The sequence below is a fragment of the Micromonospora sp. WMMD998 genome (assembly GCF_029581235.1).
Classification (GTDB): Bacteria; Actinomycetota; Actinomycetes; order Mycobacteriales; family Micromonosporaceae; genus Micromonospora.
Genome location: NZ_CP120740.1, coordinates 1,505,684 through 1,523,768 on the forward strand (window position 1 = coordinate 1,505,684; position 18,085 = coordinate 1,523,768).

Consider the following 18,085-nt stretch of genomic DNA (forward strand, 5'->3'; position numbering starts at 1 on the left):
GACGAGGCGGTGCCGGCACCTCGACAGGTGCCGGCACCGCCCGTCTGTGGTCGACTCGGTGGCCGTGCCGGATCGACAGGTGGCCGTCGTGCGGTGGCCGCGGCGGTGGATAACAGAGCGCGCCGCCGGCCAGAGGCCGGCGGCACGAGCGTGACGGGCTAGACGAGTCGCGCGCAGATGATCGCTACCCATTTTACCCAGTTCGTGAAGAAATCCACGCAGGACTGGGCCACTGTTGGTGCGGAGTCAGCGGGCAACTCCAGGGAGGGGGCAAGCAGGAAGGTTAGGAGGTCGGCGGCGACCTGGAGGCCCAATCTAAGGATCATGGGACGGGAGGCTAGTGCACGATCTTGACGGGGCATGAAGGGGCTTCGCATCCTGGACGTATCAGTCATAAGGCCCCTAATATTTTATGATGGTAATTGTAGTGCCCTGTCCTGACTGCGGGAGCCCCTTGCCGGGTGCGCTCTGGCGTTAGGCTCGTCGACAACGGCAATGCGAAGCGTCTATGTGAGTCGTGGTTCGTGGGAGGCCGTGCATGGATGATCAGATCGTCCTCGCTGTCGCGACCGCACTGGCGACCAAGGGCGCGGAGGCGCTCGGTGTCGGTGCCCGGAGCGCGATCGGTTCGCTGGTCAGTCTGGTCCGCGGCCGATTCGGATCGGGGACGCGCGAGTCGGCGGTGCTCGACGCCGCGATCGCGCACCCGCAGGAGCGTTGGCGGCATGCCGCGCTCGCCTCGGCTCTGGCAGACGTGATGGCACGGGACCCGGACTTCACCGTTGCCCTCGACAACGAATGGCGCAGGCTGGCCGGGGCGGGCGTCGTCGCTGTTCAGGGCCAGGTGGTGAACCACTTCAGCGGGACGGCCGGCAAGGTCGTGCAGGCGCGCGACGTACGGGGGGACATCAACTTCTAGGTCCGACCGGGTCGGACGTGCGGCGGGCGGGTTGGGGCGCGGCGATTGGGAACGGATTCCTGCGGAACCGAGCGAACGGTGCCGTCCGGCACGTCGAACGAACAGTCCGGGAACGTGTCCGGATTGAGCGTCCAGGCCGGCGTCATCCACGGCGGCGTGCATTTCGGTGGCGCTCCCGTCGACCGTTCTCCGATCCCCCGGCAGCTACCGGCGCCGTCGTCGAACTTCACCAACAGAACCAGCGAGATGTCCGCGCTGGACGGGTATCTCGCCGAGCGGGGAAACCTCGTCGCCGTTCTGTTCGGTCCGGGCGGCGTGGGAAAGTCGGCGCTGGCGAGACAGTGGGCGCACGGCAGGCTGGACCGTTTCGTGGACGGGCAGCTCTATGCCGACCTGCGGGGGTTCAGCGGCGCCGAGCCCCTGGACCCGGGCGTGGTGCTGTCCGCCTTCCTCCGGGCCCTGGGGGTGGCCCCGGACCGGATTCCTCCGCACCTGGCCGAACAGGTCACCCTCTACCGCACGGTGACCGCGAACAGGTCGCTGCTGGTGGTCCTCGACGACGCGTTCTCGGCGGCGCAGGTCAGAACGCTGCTGCCGGCGTCGGCGTCGGCGGTGGTCCTGGTGACCAGCCGCCGACGACTGACCGGGTTGCTGCCCGACGGCGCCCGCCTCGTCGAGGTGGGTCCGTTGCCGACCCCGGAGGCGGTGGAACTGCTGGGGCGGGCCCTCGGCCGGGAGCGCATTCTCCGCGAGTTCGCGCCGGCCGAGGAACTGGCGGGCATCTGCGGCGGTCTGCCCATCGCGCTCGTCGTGGCCGCGGGACGGCTCGCTTCCCGTCCCAAGTTGACAGTACGACGGATGGTCGCCGAGTTGGCCGACGAGGCGCAGCGGCTGACCCGGCTCTCGGTGGTGGACGGTTTGTCGGTCAGGACGACGTTCCAGTTCTCGTATCAGGCCCTCACGCCGGGGGCCTCGGTGTTGTACCGGAGGTTGGCCCTGCACCCGGGGGCGGAGTTCGGGATAGATCTGGTCGCGGCGGTGGCCGGGGCCGACGGGGCCCGGGTGGGCGCCGTGGTGGGGGAGTTGCTGGACGCGAACCTGTTGGAGGAGGTGGCCGAGGATCGCTTCCGCTACCACGATCTGCTCCGGCTGTACGCGCGGGAGATGTCGGAGCAGCACGACGCGCCCGACGACCGGCAGGCGGCGGTGCGCACGATGCTGGAGTTCTATTTCGCCGCCGCCCGTCGGGCGGATCTCGTGGTGACCCCCTACCGGCGACGGCTGCCGTACGTCTATCAGCAGGACCTGGACGGGCCACCGGAGTTCGCCGACCGGGCTGCCGCCCTCGGTTGGCTGGAACGGGAGCGGAGCAACCTGCTGGAGGCCGGCCGGGTCGCCTTCGACCTGGGCCTGCACGAGTTGGCGTGGCAGCTCAGTGACGTGGTCTGGCCGCTCCTGCTCTATTTCAAGGGCTACGAGGACCGGCTGGAGGTCGACGAGCGCGGGGTGCGGGCCGCCCGGGCCTGGGGAAACGTCTGGGCCGAGGCGGTGATGCTCAAACGGCTGGGTCGGGCGTACAGCCGCCTCGGCGACCATGACGCGGCCGAGCGACATGGTCGGGCGGCGGTCGACAGGTATCGGCAGGTGGGCGACGCTCAGGGCGTCATCGACGCCGAGGAGGGGTTGGCCACCCTCTACGCCGATACCGGCCGGGAGGGCCTGGCGGCGGAGGCGTACACCCGCGTCCTCGCCGGACGGCGGACCCTGCCGAACGTCCGGAGTGTGGGCCTGTCCTGTCTCAACCTGGGCATGCTCCGGACCCGGACCGGCCGCCCGGCCGAGGCGCTACCGCTGCTGGTGGAGGCCGGGCAGATCTTCGCCGAGCTGTCCGAGGTCGACCCCTACAACGCCGCCCGGGTGCTGATCGGCCTGGCCGATGCCCACCTCGGCACCGACGACCTGGACGCCGCCGAGGAGTCGGCAACCGAGGCGGTACGCCGGATGGCCGGACTCGGCGCCGACAGTGAACGGGCAGAGGCGCTGTTCCTGCTGGGCCGCATCGCCCGCCGGCGCGGTGACGACGAGACCGCACGACGGCACTATCGGGAGGCCGCCGCCGTCTTCGCCGCACTCGCCGCGCCCCGGCTGCCCGACGTGCTCCGTCGGCTGGACGAGTTGGGCGGCGACGCGGACGAGCGATAGCACGTCCCCGCCGGGGCGCCGGCACAGGGCTCCGCTGACCCACCGCACGTGGAGCAGTCGAGCCGCAGCGGTGAGCAGCCCGATCGTCAGCCGGCCGGGTGCGGCCAGCCGGCCGAGGCGAAATGACGGGCCGCCGCGCACCCCGACGGCGACCTCCCCCGCCGGGGTGCCGACGACTGCGAGGGCCAGCCCGGGGTACGCCGTCAGCAGGCCCGCGCCGACCTCGGCCGGGTTGTCGCCGTCGACGATGGTCACGACGATGTCGGCCAACCGGGCCGCGCGCGGCGCCTGCCCACAGGCCGACAGTGCCACGACGACGGGCTCAGCCGGCGAGGTCATGCCGGGCCTCCCGCCGGTCGAGGCTCGGCACCGGCACGGGGCCCGACTGTCGGTGCCGGCCGGGCTCGGTCAGCCGGAGCAGGCGGTACATGGTGCGCCGCAACAACACGCCGGCCTCCCCCGGACGGCTGGTCAGCGCGGCCATCACCGCCTGCCTGTCGACGCCGGTGGTCCGGGAGAGCTGGGGCGGGAGCGGCAGGCGCGGATCCAGGCGGTTGGCGCTCGCGGCCAGCAGGTGCTGGGGCGTTCCGGCGGCCGGCGCCGACCGCAGCGCGGGTAGCAGCAGGGTTGGACGCCCGATGGCGGCGGCGTACGCGGTGACGGAGCCGTGGTCACCGATGACGTGGTCGGCGGCGACCACCGGACCGCGCCAGTCCTCGGTCGGGTCGGACAGCAGCAGCCCGGCGTCGAGGCAGTCCCGGAGCCAGGCGCGGATCTGACGGTGGCCGTGCGCGTCCCAGACCGCCGGGTGCAGCAACGCGGCGATCCGGTACCGGCCCGCCGGGAGCTGCGTCATCAACTGCGGAAGCAGGTCGGGCCACCGTCCGAAGACGCCGTCCCGGCCCCAGGTGGAGGAGACCACGACGAGTTCCTCCCGCTCGCCCAGCCCCAGGCCCCGCCGGTAGTCCCGCCGCCGGGGGAGGCTGGCGACGAGCCGATCGGCGCAGGGGTCGCCGACCACCACGGCGGCCTCGACCGCCTCCGGACACTGCCGGCGCAGCACCTCCAACTCGTGATCGTGAGAGAGGGCGAGGGCCGTCGGGAGAACCCGCCCGCCATGGATCAGTCGCTGCGCGTCGAGGCCGTACACCGGCGGGTCCGCGAGCACCGGTCCGCCGTACCGCCCGGGGCGCACCCGTTTGCCGTGCCCTGCTCCGTGTGCCATCAGGAGCAGGGGCGCGTGCAGTTGGTGGAGTCCGCCGTGGGCGGCGGCGAGGCCCAGGTCGAACCGTTCCCGGACGGCCTGGTGCCAGGGGAGGACGAGCGCGCCCAGCCGGTCGAGGAATCGCTTCACCTGGTGGTTGAAGACGTCCGGCGCCACCGTGAAGACCAGTTGCACCCTCGGGTCGCTCTCGACGTACTCGATCACGTCCAGGAGTCGCCGGCAGCTCGCGATGGTGTGCGCCACGACGAGCACCGTCCGGCAGCCCGACCGGCTTGCCCAGCGGTAGGCGTCGATGCCAACGGGGGTGGATGACCATTCCGGTGACGTCATTGATGTCCCTCCAGCATTGAATGTCGGCGGGATTCAGCGTCGAAGAGTCGGTTGCGGATCAGCTTGCCGGTCGCCTTGCAGCGGGCTTGCAGAGGGCTGGGAAGTGGAATGTCTGATTTTGGATTCTGCGGAGAAATGTTTGTAGCGCTTGACCGCCGGAACGAGAATTAAATAGGCACATGTCGATCAAGAATGGTGGGGGCGGAGCTGATGGAGTTCGCGATTCTGGGTCCCACGAAGCTTACGGTCGAGGGGCGGGCGATCCCCCTGGGTACGGCGAAGCAGCGTGGCCTGCTCGCCGTCCTTCTCTATCACGCCGACAATCCGGTGCGGGTCGAGACGGTCGTGGATTTTCTGTGGCAGGACTCGGCCGTCGATGCTCGCCGCCCGCTGCTCTACACGCTGGCCAGTCGTCTGCGGGCCGCCCTGCGGGCGGTCGACCTCCAGGACTCCCTGGTTCGAGTGCCCGGGACCGGCGCCTACCGGCTGGCCATCGATCCCGACCTGGTTGATTACCACCGCTTCCTGCGGTTGGCCGCCGAGGCGAGGAAGGCAGTCGACCGGGACCAGCACGACCGGTGCGTCGCCCTGCTCACCACAGCGGACGAGCTGTGGCGGGGCGATCCGCTCGCGGACCTGCGCGGGGCGCGGTGCGAACACCTTCGACGGGATATGCGCGAAAGGCAATTCAGCGCAGTGAAAATGCTGGCGGAAAGCGAATTGGCGACCGGCCAGCACAACCGGGTGCTGGCCCGACTGGAACCGTTACTGATGGAGAACCCTCTCGACGAGGGCCTGGCAAGATTGTGGATCACCGCGCTGCACGCCGCCGGTCGCACCTACGACGCGCGGGACTTCCTCGCCACCTACCGCCGCCGCTACCGCCGGACGATGCGCGCCGATCCGATGCTCACCATCGCGGATCTCCTGCCCAGCGCGTCCGCCCGGAACCACCTCGCCGCCGAGGACGCGGCGGTGCCGGTGCCCCGGCAGTTGCCGAACGACGTACCCGACTACACCGGGCACCGCGGGCTACTGGACGAGCTGGACGCCCTCGCCGCCGGCGAGGGCACTTCGAAGGTGGTGGTGTTGACCGGGATGCCCGGAGTGGGCAAGACCACCCTCGCCGGGCACTGGGGACATCGCCGGCAGGGGTGGTTCCCCGACGGGCAGCTCTATCTCAACGCCGAAGCACACGGCCCGGTGCCGCCCGTGGACACGCAGGAAGCGCTGCACCGCTTTCTCGTCGCCCTCGGTGTCCCGGCGGATCGGGTGCCCGCCGACGCCCATCGACGCGTCGAGCTGTACCACCGGCTGATGGACGGGCGGAACATGCTCGTCGTGCTGGACAACGTCGTCGACTCCGACCAGGCGCAGCAGCTCCTGCCCCGCTCCGACACCAGCCTCACAGTGGTGATCAGCCGCAATCGACTCCGCGGGTTGAGTGTTCGGCACGGCATCCGCAGCCTCACCGTCGTACCCCTGTCGCACCTGGAACGACATCACATGCTCGGCCGCATCATCGGACCCGGACGCGCCGACGCCGAACCTGCGGCACTGGAGACGCTGGCCTGGCTGTCGGGCGGTCTGCCGCTGGCGTTACGGGTCATCGGCGAGCACGTGGTCTCCCGGCCCGAGGCACGACTCGGCGACCTCGCCGACGAACTCGCCGGTCGACTACTCGACATCGAGGGCGACGACACCGATGAGATGACCCTTCGGACTGTCTTCGCCTGGTCGGTCAACGCGCTCGCTCCGATGCCCACCCGGCTCTTCCTGGGCCTCGGCCTCTTTCCGGGCGGCACCATCGGGGCGGAGGCCGCGGCGGCGATGCTGGCGGTGGACGTCGCCGGCGCCGAGCGGGCCCTCGACCGACTCGCCCGCGCGCACCTGGTCAGCCACGACACCGTCCGCCGATATCGGATGCATGATCTGTTACGCCGGTACGCCGCCGACCGGGCCCGGGCGGAGCAGCCCGCCGAACAGCGACGAGCGGCACTGCGTCGGCTGTTGGACTGGTATCTGCTCACCGCGGTCAACGCCGTCGCTGTCCTGGAGCCCACCCGTGCACCCGTCCCCGACCTGCCCGAACCGGGCGCGGTGCCACCTATGACGTTCACCTCGGACGGCGCCGCACTGCGATGGTTCGAGACGGAGCGGACCAACGTGCTCAACCTGGTCCGCAGCGCGGCGGTGGAGGGGTTCCACAGGCATGCCTGGCAGACCGTCGACACGGTCCACGAGGTCTTCGACCGCTCCGGAAGCCAGGAGGACATGCGGGAGATGTTGCGCATCGCACTCGACGCCGCGACTGCCGACGGTCACGACCCGGGCCGGGCGGGCACCCTCGTCAACCTCGGGGCCACCTATTTCACCACCCACGACTATCACCGCGCCGGCATCCTGTTCGCCGAGGCTCTGCGTCTCGCCGAGGAGAACGGCTTCGCCGAGTTGCGGATGGTCTGCCGGCACAATCTCGCCTCCGTGCACCTGCGGACCGGGGCGACCACCACCGCCATCGCGACCTTCGAGGAGGTCCTGACCGACTGTCGCGCGGCCGGGGACGCGATGGGTGAGGCGTACACGCTCTACCACCTCGGGGACGCCCACCGCCAGCTCGGGCGGTACGACCAGGCCCGTCTTCTCTACCAGCAGGCACTCGCCATCTGGGACCGGATCGGCTCGCTTCGGGGCCGGAGCCTCCACCACGTTCGGCTCGCCGAGCTCAGTCTCGACATGGGCCAGCCCGAGACCGCGCTCGACCTCGGCCGCGCCGCTCTCGATCTGCACGATCGGGTCACCGACGACACGATCCGGTGCGACGCCCTCATCATCTCGGCCGAGGCCCAACTCCGCCTGGGGCGGCACCGTGACGTGCTGGCCGACGCCACCCTGGCCCGGGTGATCGGCGACGAACTGGCCGACCCGCTACGCCAGGCGCGCGCCCTCGCCGTCCTGGCGGAGGCCCTCTGCGCCGTCGGCGACCACGACAACGCCCTCAGTCGGGGCCGGGAAGCCCTCGACCTGCTCGACGGCACCGACGACCCGCAGCGACAGGCCATCCGCGAGCGGATCTCCGCGTACCGCGTCCACCAGGATCGGTGACGGCGCTGCCCGACCGGGTCGCGGCCGGCTCAGGAGGCGGTGGGGAAATGGAAGTCCGAGCGGAACATCTCGGTGCCGCCCGGCCACCGGCTGGTGACGACCTTCCCCCGGGTGTAGAACGCCACCCCCTCCGGGCCGTGGATGTGGTTGTCGCCGAAGAGTGACGCCTTCCAGCCGCCGAAGGAGTGGTAGGCCATCGGCACCGGCAGCGGTACGTTGACGCCGATCATGCCGACCGTGACGCCCCGGACGAAGCGGCGGGCCGCCGCGCCGCCGGAGGTGAACAGCGCGGTGTCGTGTCCGTCCACCCGCAGCCCGCGGCCGTCGACGACGACCGTGGCCCCGGCCCGCTGCGCCTCGTCGACGCTGCTGATGACCCGCTCGCGGGCCTCGGCGGTGACGACCGGTCCCATCTGGGCGGACTCCTGGTCGCCGGGGCCCACCACGATCGTCGAGGCTTCCTTGTCCAGCAGTTCGACCAGCTCGTCGGTGACCGGCTCGGCAAGGCCAGCCTGCCGGGCGCCCTCGGCCGGGCCGGCTGGTTCCCGGGCGAGCCGGCCCGAGACCACCGGGGCGCCGCGCCCGCCGATCGGCGGTCCACGGTGGACCAATCGCGCCGGCTCGGCAGGACGGGTCAGGCTGTCGGCCGCTCGTCGTCGGGGGCCACCAGGGTCATCCGGCGACGTCGGGCAACAAGGAACAACGCGCCTCCGACCGCCAGCGCCGCGACGCCGATCCCGCCGACCAGCCCGGCCCGCGGCCCGGTGACCGGCAACCCGCCGCCACCGTCACCGCCGCCCACGCCACCACCGCCGCTCTTCGCGGCCAGCACCACGGCGAACCCGTCCCGGTTGTCGCTGTGGTCCACGTCGGCCACCCGTGCGGCGACGGCGTTCGCGGGCAACTCGGCCCGCGCCGGCTCGGAGCGGGCGTTCGTCGCCCGCTCGGCGAGGCCCTCCACCTGCACGGTGCCGCCCCGCAACGTCGCCGGAGCGGTGGCGGATGCCGCGGTCGTCACCAGGTTGTACAGCTCGACCGCCGAGTAGATGGTGTCCTTCGGATCGGTGTCCTCGGCGGCCGGTACGAGGGTGAGGCCCGCGTAGGTGCAGACCGCCGAGCGCCCGGCGTCGGCGACCACGCACTGGGCCGGTGGCCTGGTGAAGGTCACGCCCGGGGGCAGGCGCAACGAGACCCGCACCCCGTGGACCGCCTTCCGGCCCTGGTTGGCGACGGTGTGCCACACCGCGCCCGTCTCACCCGGGTTCAGCGTCCCGGTGGGCCGGGGCGTGCCGTCGGCGGCGATCCGCACCGACTGCTTCACGTCCCGGGCGACCAGCGAGAGGTCGGCACGGGGCTCGTCGACAAGCGTCAACGGGAACCACCTGGTGTTGTCAGCCGGATTCGCGTCCTTCTCCGGCCTGATGCTGACCGAGACTTCGAACCTGCCCTCGTAGGGTCCCGCGCCCCCGAAGACATTCGCGTCGATGGGAACGTCGACGGTCTCGCCCGGCCCCGGAACCAACTCCGGCGACAGTCGGCAGTAGAACCCGCCGAAATCACCGTCGCACTCGCCCACACCGCCCCCGGAATGCCAGAGCAGGGCGACCGGCAAGGGGTCGGGGCCCTCCTGCGGCTGACGGACGTTGACGACCACGTCGCCCGGGGTCTCGTCCCCCAGGTTGCTGATCTTCAGATAGACGACCTTCTTCGCGACTCCCAGCGGGATCCTGGTCCCGGAGGCGTCGACCGCGAGGTCCGGACCCCTCTTCGCCGCTTCGGCGGGGCCGGCGGGGATCGTCATCCCGGCGAGGAGGAGCAGTGCGGCGGCGACAGTTTCCGGCAGCCGCCGACGACCAACGCTCATGGCATATCCCTTCGGGAGGTGCGGACGGTGTGGTGCAGAACACTATCGGCAATGGGCTTCCACGGGTGTCGATCCGTCCGACTCCGGCCGCGGGATTTCTCCGGGCCCGGGGGCGGCGGACGATCGTCGGCCGGCGATACGCCATTGACGGAGTGAGTACTCACTCCGTACCGTGACGGGTATGACTGAGACGCCCGGCCGGCGCAGAGCGCCGGGGATGAACGCGCAGGATCGACGCGAGATGATCGTGGCGGCGGCGCTGCCACTACTGGTCGAGCACGGCTCGGCGGTGACCACCCAGCAGATCGCGAGAGCGGCCGGGATCGGTGAGGCCACGGTGTTCCGGGCCTTCGCCGACAAGGACGAGCTGTGGGACGCCTGTGTGTCGGCTGCCCTGCGCAACGACCTTGTGCTGGCCGAACTCGACGCGGTGCCGCTGGACCAGCCCCTGGCCGCCAGGTTGACCGAGGCGGCAGCGACCCTGCACGCCTATCTGGATCGGATGGGCACGGTGCTCGGGGTCCTGCGGGCCGGTGGCCGCCGAGGTGAGCGGCGCGGGCCGGCCGACGGCAGCGCGACCGGCGGTCGGGCAGCGGCGGTCGAGCGCACCCACCAGGCGGTGATTCGACTGCTCGAACCCGACCGGGCCGCGCTGCGACTGCCCGTCGAACAGCTCGCCGTCGTCTTCCTCGGCATTCTCATGGGGCGGCGAGGGGGCCACGGGGACGCGGAGACTCCGGTCGAGACGCTTGTCGACGTGTTCCTGCACGGCGTGGTCGATCCGGCGTCGGCCGCCACATGAGCCCCAGCCACCGGATCCGGGGTGGGGTCGGGGCCGGCGGGGCGCGGCTCAGCGCGTCGGGCCGCCGTGGCGGTCGAGTCGGTCGCGGAGCGTGCCGGCGAAGCCCTCCGCCATGGCGAGTTGGTCGCGCAGGGCGGTGACGCGGGTGGTGGCGGCGGTGTGGAACGTGACGAGCCGGTCGAGCAACCCGGTCCGATCGGCGCCGGTGGCGGTGTCGAGGGCGTCGAGCACGGTGAGCAGGTCCCGCATCTCCTCGAGGGTGAACCCGAGAGGTTTCATGCGCTTGACCACGGCGAGGCGGTCGAGGTCGGGCTCGGTGTAGAGCCGGAAGCCGCCCTCGCTGCGGGCGGAGGGGACGATCAGTCCGGCTTCCTCGTAGTGGCGGATGGTGCGGATGCTCAGCCCGACCCGTTCCGCGGCTTCGCCGATCCGCATGAGGCGGCCGGGGGCGTGCTCCGGCCCGCTCTCGTGGCCGGTGGTGGCGGCCATCAGTGGCCGACGCCGAGTTGGCCGGCGAGAGTGCCGTGGATGCGGGCGCTGGGTTGGTTCAGCTCGACGATCTCCACGGTCTTGCCCCGGGCGGCGTACCTGGTGGTGATCGCGTCCAGGGCGGCGACGGAGGAGGCGTCCCAGACGTGGGCGTGGGTCATGTCGATCACCACGTTCTCCGGGTCGTTCGCGTAGTCGAACTGGCCGACCAGGTCGTTGCTGGAGGCGAAGAACAACTCCCCGTGCACGGAGTAGATCCGGGTGCCGCCGTCGGGATCCAGGACGCTGGTGACCTCGACCAGGTGGGCGACCCGCCGGGCGAAGATGACCATGGCGGTGAGCACGCCGGCGACGACGCCGATGGCGAGGTTGTGGGTGGCCAGGGTGGTGGCGACGGTGGCCACCATGACGATCGTCTCGCCGTAGGGCATCCGCCTGAGGGTGGCCGGGGCGACGGAGTGCCAGTCGAACGTCGACACCGCCACGATGACCATCACGGCGACCAGGGCGGCCATCGGGATCACCGCGACCACGTCGCCGAGCGCGACGACCAGGACCAGCAGGAACACGCCGGCCAGGAACGTCGACAGGCGGGTACGGGCGCCGGACGCCTTCACGTTGATCATCGTCTGCCCGATCATGGCGCAGCCGCCCATGCCACCGAAGAACCCGGTGACGATGTTTGCCACACCCTGCCCCCAGGACTCGCGGGTCTTGCTGGACGGGGTGTCGGTGATGTCGTCGACGAGCTTCGCGGTCATCAGCGACTCCATCAACCCGACCAGCGCGATCCCCAGGGCGTACGGGGCGATCAGGGTGAGCGTCCCCATGGTCCACGGGATCTGCGGCAGGCCCAGGGTGGGCAGGCTGTCCGGCAGCGCGCCCTCGTCGCCCACGGTGGGCACCGCCACGTGCGCGGCCACCGTGACCACGGTCAGCACCACGATCGCGACCAGCGGCGCCGGCACGGCGCGGGTGAGCCGGGGCAGCCCGACCATGATCGCCAGCGCGACGACGACGAGCGGGTAGACCAGCCACGGCACGCCGAGCAGGTGCGGGACCTGGGCGGCGAAGATCAGGATCGCCAGGGCGTTGACGAAGCCGACCATGACGCTGCGCGGGATGAACCGCATCAGCCTCGCCACCCCGAGCACCGCCAGCAGCACCTGGAACACGCCGCCGAGGATCACCGCCGCGACCAGGTAGTCCAGCCCGTACTCCTTCGCCAGTGGCGCCACCACCAGGGCGATCGCGCCGGTCGCGGCGGAGATCATCGCCGGTCGGCCGCCGCAGATCGCGATCGTGACCGCCATCGTGAACGAGGCGAACAGCCCCACCCGCGGGTCGACCCCGGCCAGGATCGAGAACGAGATCGCCTCCGGGATCAGGGCCAGGGCGACGACCAGGCCGGCGAGGACCTCGGTGCGGAACACCTTCGGCGACAGCCAGGACGGACGGGACAGACGCGGCCGGGCGACCGCGGACAGCACAGAAGACATACAGCCATTTCCACTCGGGCGTCTCGTCGACGCGCACAGTTCCATCCGCGCCGAAGGGGCGGATCAGCAACAGAGTCGGTCCTACCGGCCCGAGGGCCTCGTCACCTGGACCCGGGCAGGGCCGTCGCAGCGGCCATCCGGTCACGCCGGGAGAGCCGGAGCCGACCCTACCCTTCCGTCAGGGGAGAGTTGACCGAACGTGGTGATCATCACGAACCACGCGCACCGGACTCCGCCGCCTGGCGCGGCGCCGGCCCCGCGGCCGGAGCTGTCACTCGCGGGTCAGCCCCGGTGGCAGCGCGTCCTCGTCAGGTCGGACCCGGCGGGCGTTGGCCACCGGATCGCGTTCGAGAGTGTGGATCAGTTGTTCCGGGCCGCCGACGCAGGTCCAGGTGTCGTCCCAGAGGGCGGAGACCAGCCAGGACCGGTCGGCGGGGAAGAACAGGTCGGGTAGCGCGCCGTGCGCGTGGCGCATGTGACCGCCGGCGCGCCAGGTGAGGGCCGCCTCGGGGCCGGCCTCGACCAGCACGTACGGCCAGTCCCAGTAGAGGAACACCCGCGGGGCGTCGGGAAAGACGACGTCGTGGGCGCCGGTGTCGAGATAGGCCAGCCACCAGGGCTGGTCGGGAGTGTGCGTGACGAGGTTCTCGACCAGGGCCCGCTCGTAGGCGGCGGCGGTGACGTCGTCGGCCTGGTACGTGGTGGCGTAGGCATCGAAGATCGGCGGGATGGCGGTGGTGACCGAGACGCCGGCAGTGGTGTGACCGGCGATCCAACCCACGTCGGCGGCGCTGCCGATGCGCCAGTCCCGCCTGTCCTTGTTGACCCGCACACCGCCATTCAAGCCGCTGCGGCAGGGGTTGGCACGAAATCGGGTCGCTCGCGGGGACTCACCGGCATGGCGCGGAGTCTGTCGCCGGACAGCAGCGTGGACGGTCCGGCCGCGCTGCCGCTGGCGAGAAGAGCAGCGTTGCGATCTACACCGCGGCGTACGGCGCGGTGACCGCCGTCGCGCTGAAGGCACTGCGGTGAGCGGCCCGCTGGGTGGCGAGGACGACCACGCGTTCGTGTCGGTGCAGAGCATCGTGGTCGACCCGGCCGACCGGCTGTGGGCGCTCGACACCGGCAGCCCGATGGTCCAGCTGACGACGCCGGGCGGCCCCACCTCACCTCCTCCAGCACGACGCGGTGCTGCGCCGCCGCACCGACGGCGACTACGAGACCCTGGTGCACGACCCGCGGCTGCTGTGGCCGGACACCATGTCGGTCGCCGCCGACGGGCAACCGTACGTCACCGCCAACCAACTGCACCGCCGGGCGAAGTACCAGCGGGGGCAGGACCTGCGGCGCAAGCCGTACGTGCTGTTCCGCACCCGGATCGACGCAGGCCCCCTGCGGGCGAGGTCAGTCTGCTGTCGGGGCGGGAGCCTGCCACAGGGTGCTGACTGGCATGGCGCGGAGTCTGTCGCCGAACGGCAGCGTGGAGGTTCCGGTGTAGGGGACGATGCCGGCGACGACGTCATTGCCGAGGCGGTCGGCGAGTCGGCGTAGCCCGCGGAAGTCGTCGGGTCCGACGGCGGTGGCCGCTTTGACGTCGATCCCGACCAACTGACCAGCTCGGTTCTCGAGCATTGCGTCGACTTCGTACCTGCTCTGGTCGCGGTAGTGGGACAGGTCGACGGGCTGCTCGGACCAGGTGAGCTGCCGGGATAGCTCGGACAGGACGAATGACTCGAGGAGTGGGCCGAACGGTGCGCCCGGCCGGAGCAGTGCCCGGGCGTCGGTCGCGGTCTCGCTGGCGGCGATGCCCGAGTCAACGAAGATCAGTTTCGACGCGGCGGTGGTCCGGGTGCCCAGGTTGCGGGACCAGCCCGGGATCCGCTTGATCAGGAAGATCTCTTCCAGGGCTTGGAGGTAGCGGGCGATCGTCGGTCGACTGAGCCCGAGGGAGGTGGCGGCGATGATGGTCGCGGACCTGGCCGCAAGCAGGCGTACCAGTTTGCGTAACTCGCCCTTGTGCTGGATGTCGGACAGCTGCCGGACATCGCGGTCGATGAGCGCCTGGACGTAGGCGTCGAGGAACCGTTGGCGGCGGCGCGGGTCGGTACGGGTGGTGGCTTCCGGTGGGCCGCCGCGCACTATCCTGGCCGCATTTTCGATCTGCGAGGTCCTTGGCTTTCGATCTGCGGCACGAGGTGCGTTCGGTACGCGGTCATTTGATGTTCGATCTGCGGGCCAGACGTGCGGGCCGGTTCAGGTCGTACTCGGCGTGCCCGGACCAGTCGAGGTGACGCGGAAGCGTCACCTGCGCGCTACTCCAACGTCACTTGATCTTTCGGCTGGCTTGGCGGCGCTCGGTGCCGGCGCCGCCCCGCCGCTGTCGCCGAGGGTCGCCCCGTAGTTGGGTGGGGTGACCGCGTCGGGCGGGGCCCTGTCATTAGGGACGCGCCTGGGTTGACAACCTTTGTTGTCGAGCGGAGCCTGAAAGTGAGCTACCTGGCGAGAGGGGTCGCACCATGCGGGATCTGACACCGGACGAGCAGCAGGAGCTGCGGCGGGAGCTGCGTGCTGTTGCCGCCGATTGGGCGCGGCGGCTGATGGCCGCCGGCCCCGACCCCCGGGCCATAGGCGACCACGAGTCGGGGGACTCGGAGCGGATGCTGACCGCCCACTTGGCGCGCATGGCGGCAGGCGAACAGATGCGCCGCCTGCTCGCTGACCTCGTGTCCGACAGCGCGGAGGAAGCGGTGCAGTGCGGTGCCGGCTATCCCGACCTAGGCGCGGCGGTAGGTGCCAGCCGGCAAGCGGCACGAAAGCGTTGGCCCCATCTGTCGATCTCGAGAAAGCGTGCCGGTGGTTGGAAGCAGCCGCCCGGAGGCCTCGGTTCCCAGGCCGGCGAGAGTTACCTGGGATATCCGAAGGGAGTGGCCTAGTATTTCAGCTCACTTGATCTTGCGGTCGGTGTTGTGACCGAGTCTTCGCTGGTAGTGGGATCGTCGGGCTCGGGCTTGGGATGTTCGTCTCCAGGTTGACCAGTGCAGGGTGTGCGCTGGTGGTAGCGGTGTGGCAAGGACGCAAGCGTTGAGGAGTCGGCGGATTTCGGCGACGGTCAGGGCGATGATGTCCGGGTCGGGGTCGGTTTGCTGTGCGGCGAGGATGGTCAGGATGGCCAGGGCGAGCATGGCCAGGGTGACGTGCCGGTGCCAGCCGGCCAAGCCGCGGACCTGGTAGTGGTCCAGGCCAACCTGGCCCTTGCCGGTCTGGAACAACTCCTCGATGCTCCAGCGGGAACCAGCGACACGGACGAGGGCATGCAGCGGCATCGGACGAGGCGCCCAGCACAGGCAGAAGGCCAGCTCGCTGGTGGTCCGGTTGCGGCGGATGAGTAGCCACCGATGCTCACCCCGGCTGGTGGTAGTGGTGATCTAGGCCAAAGGTAGTCGCGGGGTCCTTTCGCTCCCGGTCCGCAGCTGTGTGCAGCTGCCACTCGCGGGTGGGGATCCGTTCGGCGAGGTCGTCGACGCGGATGAAACTGCGGCCGTCGTTGACGTGCACGCGGCGGTCGCAGCCGACGGCCAGGACGTAGCCGATCCCGCGCTGTTCGAGGTCAGCGCGTAGGCCGGGGTCGGCGCCGTAGACCTCATCGCCGGTCACCCACCCGGCGGGGACGTCGGCGTTCATCACGGCGGCGATCATCTGCCGGGCCAGGGCAGGTTTCGTGGCCAACCCGACCTGGTCGGGGACGCTGGCGGCGGCGAGGCGCTCGGCTGCTATGCCTCGGCGCGTCCGGTGACCGTTGCCAGGGAGCGGCAGGGATCGTGTAGGCCGATGTCACGACCGCTGTGTCAGCAACGGATGGAGACTTCAGTGCGGGTCAACGTGGGTCACTCTCCCTGCCAACGCGGGTGGACCCGCAGGTCGTTAGACTGACCACTCGCGCCCTCGTAGCTCAGGGGATAGAGCATCGGTTTCCTAACCCGACGCTCCGCTTCTAGCCGCAGGTTGATGACCTGCGGCTTTCTGGTTCGCTGCCCACGTGTGCCGGTCGCAGCGGGGTGTTGCTGTGGTCGCTTGCTGAGCCGCGAGGGAGCTATAACGGCAGGCGCTCAAGGTTCGAGTGCGGAGTAGGTGAATTCCTTGCCGCCGCGTTCGGCGACCCCACGCCGCCGAACGAGCGCTCTCGCCGCGACGAGGCGTTTTAGTCGGTTATTCGCGTTTGGGGCACTGATGCCCAGTTGTTCAGCCACCGTCGTCGCGGTGAAGGTTCCTAGCTCCCTGGCGAGCTTGAAGGTGTCCGAGAGAACATCCGACGCCGCCAGTAGCACAAGGTCATCACCGAGGCGCTCCAGCGCGAGAAGTTCGCGGCGTTCGAAGGCGATGACGATCGTTTCGCGGGTGTCGTTGTTGAGTCCGGTGACGAGCACGGAGGTCGGGCCGTCGTCCTGCGTGGCGAGGGTGGAGTAGTACTTGCGGAGGAACTCGTCGGTAAAGCTGACAGTCATCGCCTCCACGTTGGCGAAGTTGATGACAAGAAGGCTGGTGCCAGGCGGGATCTGGTCTTCTAGATCGTGAAGCACCTTCCTGCCGCGTTCCCTGGTTGACAGGAACGCCCGGTGTTGTCCGACGTCGTAGGTGACGGTCGTAGCGGGATCCGGTTTCACCTGACTGATTGAAACACGTTACGGCCCGTTAGGGAACTCGGACACGGAGCCAGGCCCAAGTGCCCTCCACCGGTTCGGCGACGCGACTGCAGATCGAGGTGGGTTCCAGGCGGAGCTTCGCGGTGGCGACGGCGTCTCCGCTGCGGAGCATGAGTTCACCTCCCTTGCCGCCTCGGACGGCCTGCCGCCACAGGTTCGGTAGTCCGTGGCCCCGCCCTTCGGCGCGTCTATTGCCACCATTCAGTGCTAGCTCGAGAGCCGGGGGTCCTTCCAGATCCTGCTTGGTGGTGCTGGAAAGGACCTTCTGGATCCCGTCGCCGGAGTCGCAGACGGCGAACTCGAAACCAGGTGTACGGCTCAGAGTGCCGCTGTAGAGCTGGGCGGCAGTGAAGGCACCCGTCTCGCTGTAGCCATGTGTGGTGGCGTTGTTGAGCAGCTCGGCGAGGCTGTCGAACGCCGCTCTGCCCGCTTCCGGTCCAAGCCGCTCCGTGACCAGTAGGCCGAGCCTGTCGCACACATCGTCAATGTTGGCGGGCGTGACCTTGGCAACCTCGAGGAGTTTGTCGGAGTGGTCCCGGCGCTCCTGGGATGGGACTGACCCATCGATATCGGCGAAGGGCTTGAGAAGCTCCACCACGTTCATCCGCGCGAGATAAGACGCGATCTTCGGGTCGTGAGGAACGAGCAGGCGGACCTCACGGCCACGGGCGGCGGCGACGGTCCCCATCGTGACGATGGCGGCGAGCTCAAGCGGGCTGACCCACTGGAGGCCTCGCGCGTCGAGCACCAAGTTCCCCGTGTCGCCATGAAAGTCAGCCCGCAGCTCTCGGCGTCGGAGAGGGTTCCGGCCGGCTAGCTCGATACGCACCCACCAAGCATGACAGTTCTAACCGGGCACGCACGTCCTCGGGACGCCGGACTGGGCCAAAGGCCGCTTCGGGGTTGCGCCAGACACGATCACCTGTTTCACTGGTCTCAGTGAAACCGAA

Annotated in this window: 12 protein-coding genes and 3 pseudogenes; 5 read left to right on the forward strand and 10 right to left on the reverse strand. The window is 70.1% G+C overall.

The features are described from left to right. The first annotated feature begins 538 nt into the window (after window positions 1-538). Entirely contained in the window at window positions 539-919 is a 381-nt protein-coding gene (locus tag O7619_RS07180) for a hypothetical protein (RefSeq protein WP_282286508.1), read from the forward strand. A 246-nt stretch (window positions 920-1,165) separates the two neighbouring features. After that, a complete protein-coding gene (locus tag O7619_RS07185; protein WP_282286509.1) occupies window positions 1,166-3,121 on the forward strand; it encodes a tetratricopeptide repeat protein in 1,956 nt (651 codons plus the stop codon). Between the two features lie 322 nt (window positions 3,122-3,443). On the opposite strand, the gene O7619_RS07190 is transcribed toward O7619_RS07185, so the two are convergent. Next, window positions 3,444-4,589, reverse strand: coding sequence for a hypothetical protein (locus O7619_RS07190; protein WP_282286510.1), 1,146 nt, complete (start codon window positions 4,587-4,589; stop codon window positions 3,444-3,446). A 297-nt stretch (window positions 4,590-4,886) separates the two neighbouring features. Here O7619_RS07190 and O7619_RS07195 point away from each other — a divergent pair, with 297 nt between their 5' ends. Continuing rightward, on the forward strand, window positions 4,887-7,781 hold the full coding sequence (locus O7619_RS07195; protein ID WP_282286512.1) for a tetratricopeptide repeat protein: 2,895 nt from the start codon (window positions 4,887-4,889) through the stop codon (window positions 7,779-7,781). 29 nt (window positions 7,782-7,810) lie between these two features. On the opposite strand, the pseudogene O7619_RS07200 reads toward O7619_RS07195, so the two are convergent. Then, window positions 7,811-8,263: pseudogene (locus O7619_RS07200) on the reverse strand (aldehyde dehydrogenase family protein); the annotation flags it as partial. A gap of 152 nt (window positions 8,264-8,415) precedes the next feature. Continuing rightward, window positions 8,416-9,645 carry a hypothetical protein gene (locus O7619_RS07205; protein WP_282286513.1) on the reverse strand — a complete coding sequence of 410 codons (1,230 nt, stop codon included), beginning with the start codon at window positions 9,643-9,645 and terminating at the stop codon, window positions 8,416-8,418. Between the two features lie 181 nt (window positions 9,646-9,826). Here O7619_RS07205 and O7619_RS07210 point away from each other — a divergent pair, with 181 nt between their 5' ends. After that, window positions 9,827-10,447: a TetR/AcrR family transcriptional regulator gene (locus tag O7619_RS07210; RefSeq protein WP_282286516.1), complete on the forward strand. Its 621-nt coding sequence runs from the start codon at window positions 9,827-9,829 to the stop codon at window positions 10,445-10,447. Window positions 10,448-10,495: 48 nt separating this feature from the next. Here O7619_RS07210 and O7619_RS07215 read toward each other — a convergent pair whose 3' ends face one another. From O7619_RS07215 to O7619_RS07230, 4 genes and pseudogenes are all read right to left on the reverse strand, one after another. After that, window positions 10,496-10,936: a MerR family transcriptional regulator gene (locus O7619_RS07215; protein WP_282286518.1), complete on the reverse strand. Its 441-nt coding sequence runs from the start codon at window positions 10,934-10,936 to the stop codon at window positions 10,496-10,498. After that, complete coding sequence (locus O7619_RS07220) at window positions 10,936-12,435, reverse strand: SulP family inorganic anion transporter (RefSeq protein WP_282286519.1); 1,500 nt, start codon at window positions 12,433-12,435, stop codon at window positions 10,936-10,938. Before O7619_RS07220 ends, O7619_RS07215 begins: the two co-directional genes overlap by 1 nt. Window positions 12,436-12,706: 271 nt before the next feature. After that, complete coding sequence (locus tag O7619_RS07225) at window positions 12,707-13,267, reverse strand: hypothetical protein (RefSeq protein ID WP_282286521.1); 561 nt, start codon at window positions 13,265-13,267, stop codon at window positions 12,707-12,709. Between the two features lie 572 nt (window positions 13,268-13,839). Beyond that, window positions 13,840-14,601 (reverse strand): annotated as a pseudogene (locus O7619_RS07230) (DUF4143 domain-containing protein); the annotation flags it as partial. A gap of 350 nt (window positions 14,602-14,951) precedes the next feature. On the opposite strand from O7619_RS07230, the gene O7619_RS07235 reads away from it, so the two are divergent. Continuing rightward, complete coding sequence (locus tag O7619_RS07235) at window positions 14,952-15,368, forward strand: hypothetical protein (RefSeq protein WP_282286523.1); 417 nt, start codon at window positions 14,952-14,954, stop codon at window positions 15,366-15,368. Window positions 15,369-15,377: 9 nt separating this feature from the next. Here the strand turns inward: O7619_RS07235 and O7619_RS07240 are convergent. The 3 genes and pseudogenes from O7619_RS07240 to O7619_RS07250 form a co-directional block, all read right to left on the reverse strand. Next, a pseudogene (locus O7619_RS07240) lies at window positions 15,378-16,200 on the reverse strand (IS701 family transposase); the annotation flags it as partial. 341 nt (window positions 16,201-16,541) lie between these two features. Continuing rightward, window positions 16,542-17,096, reverse strand: coding sequence for a hypothetical protein (locus O7619_RS07245; protein ID WP_282286524.1), 555 nt, complete (start codon window positions 17,094-17,096; stop codon window positions 16,542-16,544). 28 nt (window positions 17,097-17,124) lie between these two features. After that, entirely contained in the window at window positions 17,125-17,964 is an 840-nt protein-coding gene (locus O7619_RS07250; RefSeq protein WP_282286525.1) for a hypothetical protein, read from the reverse strand. Between the last annotated feature and the right edge of the window lie 121 nt (window positions 17,965-18,085).

Coding starts and splice junctions, on each gene's coding strand:
- O7619_RS07180 (WP_282286508.1), top strand. CDS start 539: ATGGATGATCAGATCGTCCTCGCTGTCGCGACCGCACTGGCGACCAAG.
- O7619_RS07185 (WP_282286509.1), top strand. CDS start 1,166: ATGTCCGCGCTGGACGGGTATCTCGCCGAGCGGGGAAACCTCGTCGCC.
- O7619_RS07195 (WP_282286512.1), top strand. CDS start 4,887: ATGGAGTTCGCGATTCTGGGTCCCACGAAGCTTACGGTCGAGGGGCGG.
- O7619_RS07205 (WP_282286513.1), bottom strand. CDS start 9,645: ATGAGCGTTGGTCGTCGGCGGCTGCCGGAAACTGTCGCCGCCGCACTG.
- O7619_RS07210 (WP_282286516.1), top strand. CDS start 9,827: ATGACTGAGACGCCCGGCCGGCGCAGAGCGCCGGGGATGAACGCGCAG.
- O7619_RS07215 (WP_282286518.1), bottom strand. CDS start 10,936: ATGGCCGCCACCACCGGCCACGAGAGCGGGCCGGAGCACGCCCCCGGC.
- O7619_RS07220 (WP_282286519.1), bottom strand. CDS start 12,435: ATGTCTTCTGTGCTGTCCGCGGTCGCCCGGCCGCGTCTGTCCCGTCCG.
- O7619_RS07235 (WP_282286523.1), top strand. CDS start 14,952: ATGCGGGATCTGACACCGGACGAGCAGCAGGAGCTGCGGCGGGAGCTG.